Annotated in this window: 12 protein-coding genes; 8 read left to right on the top strand and 4 right to left on the bottom strand. The window is 37.9% G+C overall.

Going from position 1 to position 14,377, the window contains the following annotated elements:
• Positions 1–23 precede the first annotated feature (23 nt).
• Both BN1609_RS04740 and BN1609_RS04735 read right to left on the bottom strand, forming a co-directional pair.
• Positions 24–2,177, bottom strand: a complete 2,154-nt coding sequence (locus tag BN1609_RS04740; protein ID WP_088838978.1) for an ATP-dependent Clp protease ATP-binding subunit — start codon at positions 2,175–2,177, stop codon at positions 24–26.
• 186 nt (positions 2,178–2,363) lie between these two features.
• The gene (locus BN1609_RS04735; RefSeq protein WP_088809472.1) at positions 2,364–2,975 is read right to left on the bottom strand and encodes a CPBP family intramembrane glutamic endopeptidase; all 612 of its coding nucleotides are present in this window, start codon (positions 2,973–2,975) and stop codon (positions 2,364–2,366) included.
• A 153-nt stretch (positions 2,976–3,128) separates the two neighbouring features.
• On the opposite strand from BN1609_RS04735, the gene BN1609_RS04730 reads away from it, so the two are divergent.
• The gene (locus BN1609_RS04730) at positions 3,129–3,926 is read left to right on the top strand and encodes a DUF422 domain-containing protein (RefSeq protein WP_088816240.1); all 798 of its coding nucleotides are present in this window, start codon (positions 3,129–3,131) and stop codon (positions 3,924–3,926) included.
• Positions 3,927–3,931: 5 nt separating this feature from the next.
• Here the strand turns inward: BN1609_RS04730 and BN1609_RS04725 are convergent, their stop codons facing one another.
• Together BN1609_RS04725 and BN1609_RS04720 are read right to left on the bottom strand one after the other, a co-directional pair.
• On the bottom strand, positions 3,932–5,425 hold the full coding sequence (locus tag BN1609_RS04725) for an NAD(P)/FAD-dependent oxidoreductase (RefSeq protein WP_167373842.1): 1,494 nt from the start codon (positions 5,423–5,425) through the stop codon (positions 3,932–3,934).
• Positions 5,426–5,482: 57 nt separating this feature from the next.
• On the bottom strand, positions 5,483–5,674 hold the full coding sequence (locus BN1609_RS04720) for a DUF2187 family protein (protein ID WP_088809475.1): 192 nt from the start codon (positions 5,672–5,674) through the stop codon (positions 5,483–5,485).
• A 391-nt stretch (positions 5,675–6,065) separates the two neighbouring features.
• Here BN1609_RS04720 and BN1609_RS04715 point away from each other — a divergent pair, with 391 nt between their 5' ends.
• The 7 genes from BN1609_RS04715 to BN1609_RS04685 all read left to right on the top strand — a co-directional run bounded on the left by BN1609_RS04715 (position 6,066) and on the right by BN1609_RS04685 (position 14,377).
• The gene (locus BN1609_RS04715; protein WP_007472257.1) at positions 6,066–6,332 is read left to right on the top strand and encodes a phosphocarrier protein HPr; all 267 of its coding nucleotides are present in this window, start codon (positions 6,066–6,068) and stop codon (positions 6,330–6,332) included.
• Complete coding sequence (gene ptsP / locus BN1609_RS04710; RefSeq protein ID WP_088809476.1) at positions 6,332–8,050, top strand: phosphoenolpyruvate--protein phosphotransferase; 1,719 nt, start codon at positions 6,332–6,334, stop codon at positions 8,048–8,050. The genes BN1609_RS04715 and ptsP overlap by 1 nt, the downstream gene beginning before the upstream one ends.
• A gap of 114 nt (positions 8,051–8,164) precedes the next feature.
• Complete coding sequence (cas6, locus tag BN1609_RS04705) at positions 8,165–8,884, top strand: CRISPR-associated endoribonuclease Cas6 (RefSeq protein WP_088840560.1); 720 nt, start codon at positions 8,165–8,167, stop codon at positions 8,882–8,884.
• 20 nt (positions 8,885–8,904) lie between these two features.
• Positions 8,905–10,575, top strand: coding sequence for a type I-B CRISPR-associated protein Cas8b1/Cst1 (gene cas8a1 / locus BN1609_RS04700; protein ID WP_088840559.1), 1,671 nt, complete (start codon positions 8,905–8,907; stop codon positions 10,573–10,575).
• On the top strand, positions 10,572–11,432 hold the full coding sequence (cas7i, locus tag BN1609_RS04695) for a type I-B CRISPR-associated protein Cas7/Cst2/DevR (protein ID WP_088840558.1): 861 nt from the start codon (positions 10,572–10,574) through the stop codon (positions 11,430–11,432). The genes cas8a1 and cas7i overlap by 4 nt, the downstream gene beginning before the upstream one ends.
• Complete coding sequence (gene cas5, locus BN1609_RS04690; RefSeq protein WP_205408885.1) at positions 11,410–12,165, top strand: CRISPR-associated protein Cas5; 756 nt, start codon at positions 11,410–11,412, stop codon at positions 12,163–12,165. The genes cas7i and cas5 overlap by 23 nt, the downstream gene beginning before the upstream one ends.
• A gap of 55 nt (positions 12,166–12,220) precedes the next feature.
• Positions 12,221–14,377, top strand: a complete 2,157-nt coding sequence (locus BN1609_RS04685; protein ID WP_088840557.1) for a CRISPR-associated helicase/endonuclease Cas3 — start codon at positions 12,221–12,223, stop codon at positions 14,375–14,377.

The following is a 14,377-nucleotide window of genomic DNA, read 5'->3' as shown; positions in this document are numbered from 1 at the left end:
CAAAAAAGGATTTCCTTTTTAAATTAAGCTGTTACTTTTGTGCCGATTGTGATGGCTCCATTTTCATCAAGTTGGGCAATAAGTTCAGTCACATCAGGTTGTTCGATGAGCACATCGGCAATAGCATCTTCCAAGTGTTCTTGAATGGTTCTTCTTAGCGGACGAGCGCCAAATTTTGCATCATAGCCGAGGTCGATTAATTTTGCTTTCACATCGTCAGGTACGCTAATTTCCATGTTTTGTGTTTGCAGCATGTCATTTAAATCTTGTAGCATAAGGCTGACAATTTGCATTAAGTCCTCTTTTTCAAGGCTATTAAATTCGATAACGCTATCGAGACGGTTTAGGAATTCAGGTTTGAAGTAATAGCCAAGACGATCTAGGAGGTCGCTACCTTTTTCGAGTTTATCATTGGTATGGTTAAAACCAACTGCGGCTTCTTTTGTGCCGCTTCCCGCATTACTCGTCATGATGATGACTGTGTCTTTAAAGCTAACTGTTCTTCCTTGAGAGTCCGTCAAACGGCCATCTTCCAAAATTTGGAGGAACATATGCTGAACATCAGGGTGCGCTTTTTCCATTTCATCAAGAAGTAAAATGCTATACGGGTTGCGGCGAATTTTCTCAGTAAGCTGACCAGCTTCCTCGTGACCAACATAGCCTGGAGGCGAGCCGATAAGTTTTGAAACGCTGTGTTTTTCCATGAACTCAGACATATCAAGGCGAATCATCGCATCTTCTGAACCGAAAAGTTCATTCGCGAGTGTGCGACCAAGTTCTGTTTTACCGACCCCAGTTGGGCCGACAAAGAGGAAGGAGCCGATTGGGCGATTTTTTTGCTTCAACCCAACCCGACCACGCCGGATTGCTTTCGTAATTTTTTTCACCGCATCTTTTTGACCGATTACTTTTTTGTTTAAATGAGCTTCCAAGTCTTTCAACTTCGATTGCTCGTCTTGTTCGAGACGGCCAACTGGAATACCTGTTTTTTCTTCGATGAGCGCCTGAATATCCGACGCCTGAATTACAGGACGTTCCGAAATACCCACTCGCATTTTATTTTCCGACAACCGTGAAATTTCATCGCGAATTTGAGCTGCTTCTTCATAATCTTCTTTTTGCAGTGCCGCATCTTTTTTGGCTTCAAGTCGATTAAGTCGCTCTGTTGCCGTTTTTTCGTCCAATTTTTCAATTGTTAAATTGTATTTTGAACCGACTTCATCCATTAAGTCGATGGCTTTATCCGGCAAATGCCGGTCCTGAATATAGCGCGCGCTAAGCGTTACTGCCGCTTCTAAGCTTTCCTTCGAATAAACGACCTCATGGAAGTTCTCGTAGTTTTCCTTCAAGCCTTCCAAAATCGTGAGCGTTGCGCTTGTACTCGGCTCATCTACTATCACAGGTTGGAATCTACGTTCAAGCGCCGCATCTTTTTCGATTTTGCGATATTCGTTTAGCGTTGTCGCGCCAATCATTTGAAGCTCACCGCGAGCAAGGGCTGGTTTTAAAATGTTTCCAGCGTCCATCGAGCCTTCCGCAGAGCCCGCGCCAACAATCGTGTGCACCTCGTCAATAAATAAAATGGTGTTCGTGCGTGCAGAAAGTTCCGCGATAAGCTGCTTCATGCGCTCTTCAAACTGCCCGCGAATCCCCGTACCAGAAACGAGCGAAGCCACATCAAGTAAAATCACTTCTTTGTCTAAAAGTTTGTTAGGGACAGCACCTGCCGCTATCGCTCTTGCCAGTCCTTCAACAACAGCCGTTTTACCGACCCCAGGTTCCCCAATTAAAACGGGATTATTTTTATTGCGGCGATTTAAAATTTCAATTGTCCGTTTGATTTCGTCATCGCGACCAATCACCGGATCTAATTTGCCATCTTTCGCCATTTGTGAAAGATTCGTTCCAAATTCATCAAGCAAGCCTGATCCGCCCTGCCTAGTTTCCGTTTGAACTTGGCTTCCTCTTTGGGCTGTCGCCCCGTTTTGATTCATATTCCCGCTAATTTGACGGAAAAAATCATCAAGCGGAGAAGCTCCGTTTTGCATGAAGTTTGCTTGATTATTTTTAAGTGACGCGTAACAAGATTCGCATAGTGGCATCTCCACGCGCTTTCCATTTACATTCATATAAAGTTGAATTCGTGCATCATTTTGATTACAGTTTTGACATAACATAAATTGATTTCCTCCTTTTAACAATAAGAATCAATTTCAGGTCAACTGACTTTGACTATATTTGACCTTATGTTCTTAGTATACACTGACCATTTCTGACTTTCAAGCATTTTGCTCGTATTTTTTGTAACTAACAAACAAAAATTTAGCGTTTAGTCAAAAATAAAAAGCACCCCAAAAGGATGCTTAATAGATTGGCAACGCAGAAAGTAATAAAAATGCAAATAGGAGATGTGACATATATAACATAAGTAAGCTGGGTCGCCAAATGTACAAGGCACCCCAGAAGAGGGAAGCCACGAAAATGGCAATGACCATGGCAATATTACCACTTGCGACGACGAACAAGGCTGATAAAATCGATGAAACGAGTAAGGCGAACCAATTCGCATATGAATCCAGCAATCTTTTTAAAACGAAACCGCGCCAAAAAATTTCTTCACCAGGGACAATGGCGATGACAAGTAAGATCCACACTAACCAGTTATCTGTTGCGTATTTATTAAACGCGCTATGTACGGCTGAATTTAAACCAAAGGGTAAGAATTTAAAAATAAATGCGCCTATATAAAAAATAATATATAAAATGATAGCTGAAAAAATAGCTGGTAAAATACCTTTGAATATGGAAAATTTCTTTCTTAAATCAACATTGAAAATACAAAAACTGAGTAAAAATAACATGCTTGCTCCGTACATATACCAGAAACTTTTTGAAAATTGATACGTGATGAAAATCAGGATGGCTGCTAGTAGAAGCCCGGTAATTAGCTTGAAATCTATTCTGTTGCTCCTCAATACAAAAACACCTCTTAAAAATTCTTCTTTATACCATACTTTAATCGAAAATGGTTAATTTCGCAACAAAACATATTTTAAACGGCTTTTGTCGGCGAATTTTGTTATAATGAAACAAAGATTTTGTTTTTTTAGCAATAGAGGAGTGTTGATGTGTTAGAAAAAAACTATAAATTTCTATTGTGGCTATATATTTTCTGGTTTCTAGGAAGCATTTTATTAATTTCAATCGGTGTCCTACCATCAAAAATAACGGGTGTGCATTCCATCTTTCTTATATTTACTGGGATTTTTGCGATGGTGTTTTTCATCGTTCAGTACGGGAAAGGACTTGGGACAGCTATTACCATTTTAATTTTTGCGGTTACAACTTGTATTGAATGGATGCAATTGAGTTTTGCGGATGATATGTATACGTTTAATTATGGTTTTATGATAAAAGGAATTCCAGTTACATTTGGCTTTATTTGGATAGGTTTAATCGCGGGGACGCACGTTATCGCACGCGAAATTACGCTGAAAGTAAATATTGATTGGCTTCGCGGCGGGATGTACGCGGTTATTGCGGCGACGATGGTGATGGTTTTTGAAGTGCTTGTTGAGCCGATTTCCACACAAGTTAAACAATTGCCTTTTCTCGGAAATGGTTTAACGATTTTACAATTTTCGGATATCACGGATTGGTTTTTGCTAGGATTAATTCTCCATTTGATGATTTACTTTATTTTAAGTTTGACAAATCGTTGGGAGAATTTGAAATATCCCAATTTAAAATCTGAAATTGTTGTGGTCTATTGGATTATTTTAGCTTTCTTCATTTTTTTATCACTATATGCAGATCTTTGGGCAACGATAGTGGTAGGACTAATTGCAAATGTGATTTTTACAATTTGTTATTACTTAAGCTTGGAAACAAAACCAGATTTCACATCAAAAAAAACGAAAACGTGATAACATCATGTTTTCGTTTTTTTGATTTGTTCGGCAACAAAATTGGCGCTTTCAATAATATAGGGTAAGGTTGTTCCCGGATGGGCGCTTGTGCCAACGACAAATAAATTAGGAAATTTTTTCTGCAAGCGATGCACAGGGTGCCCCGTACCAGTTTGTTTGATGCTCCGAACTAAGCCGTGAATGGCCCCTTGGTAAAGATGAAAATCGTTCTCCCATTCTTTCGGCGTAAGCACCTTTTTTTCGACAATATGTTCTTCTAAATCGGGAATATGAAGCCGTTCTTTAACAACTGAGAGCACTTTTTGTTCGAAAGCTTGGCGTTCTTTGTCCCAATTGATTTGGCTTTCATTATTTGGAACGAGAACCATAATCCGGAGTGCCGTATGACCAATTGGTGCCATTGTTGTATCGGAAACGGAAGGGTTCACGACGTAGACGGTAAAATCCTCTGGTAAAGTTTTCAAATGAATTAATTCATCTTCATATTGCTTGTAGTTTTCAGGGAAAATAACGGACTGATGTTCCAAAGGGAAAGTTTTATTAAGTCCCAAGTAGATCATAAATGCGCTTGTAGAAAATTTCTTTTTCGTCAAGTTTTTAGGTGGCGGCGTGTCATGCATGAGTTCGGTCATCGTATAGGCATAGTCGGTATTAATGATATATTTATCCGCCTGAATGTGCTCACCGCTTTTAAGTGTAAAGCCATCAATTTGTTTGTTGTGGAATGAAAAATGTTCGACTTCCGCATTTAAATGAATGCGCCCACCATTTTCGAGAATGACGTCTGAAATGGCTTTGAAAAGCTGGCTATGCCCACCAATTGGGTGATACAGGCCGTAATAAAATTCGGAAAATGGAATGATGCTATACATGCCTGGTGTTGTAGACGGGCTCATGCCCATGTTGCGAACTTGGAAGGAGAAGGCTAGTCGCAAATTTTCATCGGTGAAAAAACGCGAAGTTTCATCTGCCAAATTGCGACCTAAGGAAAGGCTTGGAAGTGCGCGCAGCATGGTAGGTTTGAAATAGTCCCAAAGTGAAGAAAGGCTAGACATCATTAGCGGCGCGAGGTAGAGTGACTTCTTCGCATTTTCATTCATGTAGCGTAAATAGTTTTTCTCATTATTAGGGAAGTGTTCGTTCAGTTCTCTGATGGTTTGAAGTTGGTCGTGATAGGGTGAAAATGTTTGCCCATTATTGAAGAAAAGCTTGTACATAGGTTCTACGGGGACAAGTGTGACGTAATCTTCTAAATTGCGGTTTGATTCCATGAAAAGAGCAGTTAAGGTGTGTGGCATTGTAATGGAAGAAGGGCCAATGTCAAATTTATAATCGCCTAGCGTAAGCCGACTGGTACGCCCACCAATAAAAGCGTTTTTTTCATAAATATCGACTTCGTAGCCAGCTGAAGAAAGGCGCATGCCAGCAGCTAACCCACCTGGTCCAGCACCTATGATGGCAATTTTTTCTTTTTTCACAATTTGTTCAGCTCCCATTTTATTTTTGGCATTAAAAAAGCGCCAACCGATAATGCGGTTTTAATGCGCCATTTTTTAATCTTCTTTAGACGAGTGAATAATTTTGTAATTTTTATGATTGACAACGGTTTTTTCTTCAATGCCGAGATCGTTAAAATTTTCCATATAGGTTAAATCAACAATAACCGAGTTTTCATTAATTTTCTCTACAATTCCTGTGAGTCCATCTTTAAATTCAATAATATCGCCAACATTTGCTTTAGCCATTTATTATCACTCCCATACATTTGAGGTGGAAACAAGTTCTTTCACTTATTAAATTAACTCCTAGTTTGCACTAAATTCACAATAATTGCAAATAATACGGTTTCACTGGGGATTCTCAAGAAAATGATTGTTAAAAAAATATCGATATTAGCTATAAAATGTGTTTTATTAAACTGTAATTGCCCGGTGGAACTACTGGAAAATTGCGTTTCGAAAGGAATTCAGCTAAAATAAAAGGGTAGCGATTTTTTTACGCCAAAAATATCAAGAAATGGTTGTAACCGATGCAAAAACATGGTACTCTTTTTAATTGAGGGATAGCCTTTTTTGCTGAGAAATCATTTTGGTGAAAAAGGTCACAATAAATTTCTTTACAAAGGAGAATGTAATTATGGAACAAGCAAGTTTTGTAGTAATCGATGAAACAGGAATTCACGCACGTCCAGCGACTTTGTTGGTGCAAGCTGCAAGCAAATACAGCTCTGATATTCAAATTGAATATACAGGCAAAAAAGTAAACCTTAAATCTATCATGGGTGTTATGTCTTTAGGTATCGGTAAAGGTGCTGACATTACGATTCATGCTGAAGGTAGCGACGAAAAAGAAGCTATTGAAGGTTTAACTGAGGTACTTAAGAAAGAAGGCTTGGCTGAATAATGGTAAAAGAGTTGAAAGGGATCGCAGCATCTGATGGGATTGCCATTGCGAAAGCTTATCTGCTCGTTGAACCGGATCTTTCTTTTGGAAAATCTGAAGTGGCTGACGCAGAAAGCGAAGTAAAACGTTTTCAAAGCGCGGTAGATGTTTCTAAATCTGAACTGACTAAAATTCGTGAGCAAGCGGCGAAAAGCTTAGGTGAAGATAAAGCACAAATTTTTGATGCACATCTACTTGTTCTTAATGACCCAGAACTTGTTGGGCCAATTGAAGAAAGTATTAAATCAACAAAGACAAATGCTGAGGCTGCTCTTCAGGAAACTACGGACATGTTCATTTCGATGTTTGAATCCATGGATAATGAATATATGCGTGAACGTGCGGCAGATATTCGTGACGTTAGAAAACGCGTCCTGTCACACTTACTTGGCGTGACGATTCCGAACCCAGCTTTAATCGATGAAGAAGTGGTTGTTGTGGCAAGTGATTTAACACCTTCTGATACGGCTCAATTAGACCGTAACTTTGTTAAAGGCTTTGTCACTGACATTGGTGGTCGTACTTCTCACTCTGCGATTATGGCGCGTTCTCTTGAAATTCCAGCTGTTGTTGGAACGAAAGAGGTAACCGCTGATACAGCAGAAGGTGAATTAATCATCATTGATGGTTTAGAAGGAAATGTGATTGTCAATCCAACTGAAGAACAAGTGGCTCATTATAAAAAAGTTCAATCTGACTTTGCGGCTCAAAAAGCAGAGTGGGAAAAACTTAAAAATGAGGAAACTGTTTCTAAAGATGGTAAACACGTTGAACTAGCTGCTAATATCGGAACACCTAACGATTTAGAAGGTGTTGTAGCGAACGGCGGCGAAGCGATAGGCTTATACCGTACTGAATTTCTTTATATGGGGCGTGACAACTTCCCAACTGAGGAAGAACAATACGAAGCGTATAAAGCGGTTCTTGAAGGTATGGAAGGGAAATCTGTTGTTGTTCGTACACTCGACATCGGCGGAGATAAAACACTTCCGTATTTAGAATTACCTGAAGAGATGAACCCATTCTTAGGTTTCCGTGCAATTCGTCTTTGCTTTGCAAATGAAGACTTGTTCCGTACGCAACTTCGCGCGTTACTTCGTGCAAGCGTACACGGTAAACTGAAAATCATGTTCCCAATGATTGCAACAGTTGGCGAGTTCCGTCAAGCGAAAGCAATTTTACTTGATGAGAAACAAAAATTAGTTGCGGCTGGAACTGACGTAAATGAAAACATCGAATTAGGTATTATGATTGAAATCCCAGCAGCTGCAGTGATTGCGGACCAATTTGCTAAAGAAGTTGATTTCTTCTCCATTGGTACGAATGATTTAATCCAGTACACAATGGCGGCAGACCGTATGAACGAACGCGTTTCCTACTTATATCAACCGTATAACCCATCCATTTTACGTTTAATTAAAAACGTCATTGATGCTTCTCACAAAGAAGGCAAATGGACTGGTATGTGCGGGGAAATGGCCGGGGATCAAACAGCGATTCCATTACTACTTGGGTTAGGCCTTGATGAGTTCTCAATGAGTGCTTCAAGCATCTTGAAATCTCGTTCCCTTATCAAACGTCTTGACCAAACTGAAATGGTTAAACTTGCTGACGAAGCACTAAACAAAGCAACAGCTGAAGAAGTTGTTGAGCTTGTTGAAAAATATACAGCTGAATAAGCTGAATGGAGAAACTAGGAGCGATGATGCTTCTAGTTTCTTTTTATGGTGAAAATAAGTGAATGAACTTTTCTATGTGATATGTTATTATGAAGTGAGGGAGGAGGGATATAAATGAGATTAAAAGTCAATTTTCAATTTACAGAAAATGAAATTCCGAGAGATTATCGGAGAAAGTTTTTGAGCATTATGAAAATGGGACTAGAAAAAGAAAATCCACAACTTTTTGATGAACTTTTTCATTCAAATAGACAAAAAGATTACACATTTTCGGTGTTCTTGCATAACCCAGTTTTTAAAACGGATATGATTGAGTTGGGTTCAAATGAAGGCGTATTCAATTTTTCAACGGGCAATACAGAACTATGTGTCAATTTCTATAATGCATTTTGCGGACTTCGTAATAAGAAATTGAATTTCACTAAAAATAATCAGCTAGTAATAAAGGATATTCAAATTGTTTCTGTGCCTGATATCCATCAGGAGCAAGCGTATTTTAAATTCTTGTCACCGCTTATTATTAAGTCACATAATCGAGAAACGTACAAAGATACATTCTATTATTTTGCTGATGATGCTTTTGAGGCAACATTAAAAAGTAATCTTTGTACAAAATTGCGTAAGAAATACGGGAGTTATATTGAAAAAGATATTCAAGATTTGCAATTTGATACACGACAAATGAAGAAAACTGTAGTGGATATTTATGGAATGAAAGTAGTTTGTTCAATCGGGACGATGGGCGTTTTTGGGAAAGCTTATTTGCTGAACGAAATGTTGCGAAATGGAGTAGGCTCAAACACGGGTATAGGTTTCGGTTTCGTCGAGGTTTAGGCTACAGGAGGTGAAAACATATGTTGGAATTTGAAACATCAGATTGGGCTTTTAATTCAGCTCTTTCTGGATTTATTAACATTGTAGGTGAGGAAAATGTAACTTACATTGATAATCAGCGAGTGTCAGTCAATCGGGAATTGTTAGAAGACTTCTCCAAAAAGTATTTTGATTATTTGATTGATACATATGAAAAAGTTTTACCTTGGCATAGGATTGTGTCATATAAAGAAAAAATAACTGAGTTTGAAGAAAATCAATTTGATAATTTTTCAGAAAAAGATTTAGAAAATTTAAATCTTTATATCAAAAATGTAGTAAAATACTACTTTTCAAGCGCTAGCTATAAAGCTGCTTTTTCACTAATTGACACAGACTTTGATCCAGAAATAGAAATAAAAACTTTAAAACCGATTAATTTGAAAAAGAAAGACGTTTTTAGTGAGGTTAAGGCAGATATTCTGCCACAAGTAAAAGAAAACTTCGAGGTTCTGACAAAGCTCATTGATTACGCCTCATCAGAAAAAGGTCGGAAATATTTGGCAGGGAAGAATGTCGTTTATACGTTAATTAAAAATAATTGGGAAGGCGTTTCTTTTTTGAATCGCAATACGAAAGAGAAAGATTTCTACATTGACTTTGAAAATCATTTTGTAGAACCAGCAAAAGCTTATTTAGAGGCGGATAAAACGAAATATAAGTATCACTGTGCCAATTGTGACGCGAAAATAAAAGATTTAAAGCTAGACTACTCTTTTTTAACAAATACAGGGTTTGATGTTGCGAGGAAAGCATCGCATATTTGGAATCAAGATAATGATTTGGCGATGTGTCCAGTTTGTAGACTTGTTTATGCGTGTATGCCTGCTGGTTTTACGTTTATTCAACGCGAGGGAATTTTTATTAACAGCAATGCGAATATTAAAGAGATGGTTCATGTGAATCAAGCCATGAAAAATGACTTAAGTACAGGGCTAGATGATAGAAATAAATCCGTTTATCGCGTCCTTGTTTCGCTGGTACAAGAGAAGCAAGTTGAAAAGCATCGTTATGAGCTAGCTGATATTCAAGTTGTTCGTTATGAAAATGAAAACTATCGCTTTAATTTGTTATCTAAACCAGTCCTTGAATTGATGAATCGTTTTGAGGACGAACTGAAAAGTTTAATTGGAATGAATTTCAAAGATGGTAACGATAGGTTGTATCTCTTTCAGGAAGTCATTAAAAACTTGCTCGATAATCAAAACCTATTTTTGCTAATTCATAAGCTTGTTTATTATAAAATCGCGAATTATGGTCAATTATTTTATTATAGTCATCATATTATGATTGTGCTTAAAATGAATAGTTATTTTACGGGAGGAGCGGGGAATATGTCGCAAACAATTACGCTTGAAGATTTGGAGAAAGTACGCGCTAATGCCTATTATTTCAAGGAAGATTTAAAATCTCGCAAAAGAGATCAAAAAATACAAGGTATTGCGCATCAGATGCTTAACGCGGTTAAAACAGTGAATCGTGGCTTGTTTATGGATATTTTACTTAAAAATTATTCTGCTGTAGATAAACAAGTACCAAAGATTTTCTTACGGATTTTTGATAATGATGATAATTTTAGAACGATTGGTTATGCCTATTTGACAGGATTAATCGGTGAGACGAATGTGAACAATAAGGAGGAAGCAAAATGAAAACTAAAGGATTAACAGCAACGATTATTTTTCAAGCAGAAAGTGCAAATTACGGGGAATCAATTGGGAATGTATCGGCACTGAAGAAAATTTCACGTGATAATGGTGATTTATATACATACATCTCACGTCAAGCGCTTCGTTACAATATGATTGAACAGCTTGGTGAGGAGACTGCACCAGTTCAAGCAGAAGGTAGTGGCGATAAAAAAGTGATTCAATTTGACGCAAATGCACAAATTAATAAATATCCAGAAATTGATTTTTTTGGTTATATGAAAACGGAAAAAGGGACGAGTGGCCAAAAGCGTAATGCGAAAGTTCGTCTTTCGAATGCAATATCAATGGAAACATATAAAGGCGATTTAGACTTTTTAACAAATAAAGGTCAAGCGGATAAAATTGGGGAGCATATGAATATTGCGCAGTCGGAAATTCATCGTTCTTTTTATCGCTACACAATCACAATGGATTTGGATCAAATTGGGATTGATGGGGAAATTCAAATTGATAATGCGGAAAAGGCGCGCCGGGTGAACAAGTTGCTTGATACGATTCAATTTTTATATCGTGATATTCGTGGTCGCCGAGAGGATTTAAAACCGTTATTTATTATTGGTGGCGTGTACGATATTAAAAATCCAATTTTCCAAAATGAAGTCTTTGTGAAGGAAAATAAGGTTGCGGTTTCCGATGATGTCTTGCCTGAGGCGATGCGCCAAGATACGCTTTCAGGTGTTTTGAAAGGGATTTTTGATAATGAAACGGAGATTCGTGAAACTTGGCATGCGACAGCTGTTCCCGTCTTTTTTGATGCTTTAAAATCGAAAGTAAGTGCGTATTATGAAAGCAATTAGGGTGAAGCTTTGGCAGGATTTTGTGAATTACAAAAAGCCGACTAGTTTCCAGTTGAAGGAAACATATCCGCTTCCGCCGTTTTCAACGGTGATTGGCATGGTTCATGCGCTGGCTGGTTTTGAGTCGTATCATGAGATGGATATTAGTGTGCAAGGAAAATATTTTTCAAAAGTGAACGATTTATATACGCGTTATGAATTTAAATCTGGTATGAGTTTTGAGAAAGGGCGGCATCAAATTGATGTTAATGGGCTAGGCGTTGGTCGGGGTATTGCGACAGCGGAGCTATTAGTTGACGTTGAACTTTTACTTCATATTTTACCCAAAAAAGAAGAAGATTTTGAAGTGATTTTAGATGCGTTTAGCCGGCCGAAAGAGTATCCGTCGCTTGGGCGTCGTGAGGATATTGCGACGATTATAGAAGCGAAGGAAGTTGATGTTGATGTGAAAACACTTTCCAAACAAGCTGGTTTGCCGGAAAATTACGGGGCTTATGTGCCAGTTGAGAGTGAAACTGATGTGAAGCGGACAGAATTATACGGTTTAGAACAGGTCGGAACGCGTTATCGTTTACCAAAGAACTATGTGTTAGAAAATTTTGGAACTGCCAAAAAACCTAAAATTTTCCGTAGATGGAATAAAAAAGATGTATTTTATATGTCGGAATTTCGTGGTATGCGAAAACGTGATTTCTGGGTGGATTCGGACGGATATTTAGTGTTTTTTGTATAAAAAAGAGGAGCGGGGGATTTTGAGATTCTCCGCTTTTAAAATTTGGAGGGAAAATATGAGGACGTTTTATGCGAAATCAAATCCAAAAGAAACGATTCAAGAGCATACAGATGAATTACTACGCAATTATGATATCTTAAAAGCTAATTATCCAGATATCAAAATTGATTGGTATTTGTTACGATACGTTTGTTTATTGCATGATTTTGGTAAGATGAATGACTTATTTCAAGCTAAATTATTTTCAGGTAAAAAGAAATTAGAAAATGAGATTCCTCACGGTTATTTAAGTTTAGCTTTTATTGACTTAGAGCGTCTGGAAGAGCTTGGGTATAGCAAAAATGATATTAAAGTTGTCTTTCAAGCGATTGCTTATCATCATGAACGAAAATTTCACGGGAAAACAAAAGATATTGAAGCAGGGTTTAAAATGCTGAAAGAAGCTGCGGCAAATTTTGATTATACGAAATGGGAGCAACCAATTGAACCCGCAGATGAACTTGAAACAGAATTTTTCGCTGTGGGGGAACTAACCTTTGAAAATGATTATGATAACTTTAAAAAATACGTCCTCTTAAAAGGTTTGCTGAATCGGATTGATTATGCGGCTAGTGCTGGCGTGCCGGTTGAATGGGAAAATAAGTTTTTGGAGCGGGATTTGGCGGCTTGGAAAGATGAAAAAGAGATTTTAGAGTGGAATCCGCTGCAAAAATTTATGTATGCGCATCAAAATGAGAATGTCGTTGTGGTGGCGCAGACTGGAATGGGTAAGACGGAAGCAGGGCTTTTATGGATAGGCGATGCAAAAGGCTTTTTCACTTTACCGCTAAAAACGGCGATAAATAGTATTTATGAACGGGTGAAAACGGAAATTTCGACCGAGAATACGACTGAAAAAGTTGGTTTATTGCATTCGGATATTTTTTCGCGCTATTTGTTAGATGAAGAAGAACATGATATTGATGAATATATGACGCGGACGAAACAATTGTCGCTACCGCTTACTATTTGCACATTAGATCAGATATTTGATATTGTTTATCGCTATCCGGGTTTTGAGCATAAACTTGCAACTTTATCTTATAGTAAAGTGATTTTAGATGAAGTTCAGATGTATTCACCTGATTTGCTTGCTTATGTTGTCATTGGGCTTAAGTATATTCAAGATTTTGGCGGCAAATTTGCGATTTTAACAGCGACTTTGCCTGGAATTGTTACGCATTACATGAAACAGGAGAATCTTGAGTTTACTATGCCAGAAAAACCGTTTATTACTGACGTATTTCGCCATTCAATACGTGTGTTGCACCGCGAAATAGATATTCAAGATATTTTAGAGCACTCTTTTGGAAAACGAGTTTTAGTCATTTGCAATACGGTGCAAAAAGCGAAAGAAATATTTACTGCCATACGAAATGCTGGCATTAATACCCATTTGTTCCATAGCCAATTTATTCGCGGAGATCGCCGTCAAAAAGAGGAAGCTATTTTTAGTGACGGAGAGCTAGAAGCGGATTTTACGGGTGTTTGGGTCGCGACACAAGTCGTGGAAGCCTCGTTAGATATTGACTTCGATTTGTTGTTTACGGAGCTTTCTGACATAAATGGTTTGTTTCAAAGAATGGGACGTTGTTATAGAAAACGCGAAAATCCGGCTGAAAACAATATTTTTGTGTATGATGGTGGTGAGAAATGGTGTAGTGGTGTTGGTTATGTTGTTGATAAGGACATTTTTAAGTTTTCTAAAGAAGCGATTTCTGGGCTTGATGGGAAATTGTTGGAGTGCGAGAAGATGCGGCTGATTGATGAGGTTTATTCGTATGAGAAGTTAGCTGGGACGATGTATAATGAAGAGCTTGAAAATAATATTAAATACTTGAAGGATATGTGCGCGTATGAACTAGATAAGCAAAAGGCAAGAGAGTTATTCCGCAATATTCAATCGGTGTCGGTTATTCCGAGAAAGATTTTTGAGGAAAATAATATGCTTATGGAAAAATATCAAAATGCTTTTGGCAAACTTGAAAGGCAGAAATTATGGGAAGAAATAAAGGATTTGCAAGTGGATGTTCCGGCGTATTGGTATGATAAATCGGAGAGCGATACCTTTAAACTGTCAGAATATAAACGGCTTAATATTATGGAGTGCTTGTATGATAAAGAAATTGGCGTGACACGAAAAGAAAGGGAGAAAGAAACTCAGTTTTTCTAA

The sequence above is a fragment of the Listeria sp. ILCC797 genome (assembly GCF_900186185.1).
GTDB classification, from domain to species: Bacteria; Bacillota; Bacilli; order Lactobacillales; family Listeriaceae; genus Listeria; species Listeria goaensis.
Note: the sequence above shows the minus strand (reverse complement) of the source record. Positions and strands in the feature narration are given on the sequence as shown.

Excerpts from the sequence above, each read along its gene's own strand:
- BN1609_RS04740 (WP_088838978.1), bottom strand. The coding sequence starts at position 2,177 with ATGTTATGTCAAAACTGTAATCAAAATGATGCACGAATTCAACTTTAT.
- BN1609_RS04725 (WP_167373842.1), bottom strand. The coding sequence starts at position 5,425 with ATGGGAGCTGAACAAATTGTGAAAAAAGAAAAAATTGCCATCATAGGT.
- BN1609_RS04720 (WP_088809475.1), bottom strand. The coding sequence starts at position 5,674 with ATGGCTAAAGCAAATGTTGGCGATATTATTGAATTTAAAGATGGACTC.
- BN1609_RS04715 (WP_007472257.1), top strand. The coding sequence starts at position 6,066 with ATGGAACAAGCAAGTTTTGTAGTAATCGATGAAACAGGAATTCACGCA.
- ptsP (WP_088809476.1), top strand. The coding sequence starts at position 6,332 with ATGGTAAAAGAGTTGAAAGGGATCGCAGCATCTGATGGGATTGCCATT.
- cas6 (WP_088840560.1), top strand. The coding sequence starts at position 8,165 with ATGAGATTAAAAGTCAATTTTCAATTTACAGAAAATGAAATTCCGAGA.
- cas8a1 (WP_088840559.1), top strand. The coding sequence starts at position 8,905 with ATGTTGGAATTTGAAACATCAGATTGGGCTTTTAATTCAGCTCTTTCT.
- cas7i (WP_088840558.1), top strand. The coding sequence starts at position 10,572 with ATGAAAACTAAAGGATTAACAGCAACGATTATTTTTCAAGCAGAAAGT.
- BN1609_RS04685 (WP_088840557.1), top strand. The coding sequence starts at position 12,221 with ATGAGGACGTTTTATGCGAAATCAAATCCAAAAGAAACGATTCAAGAG.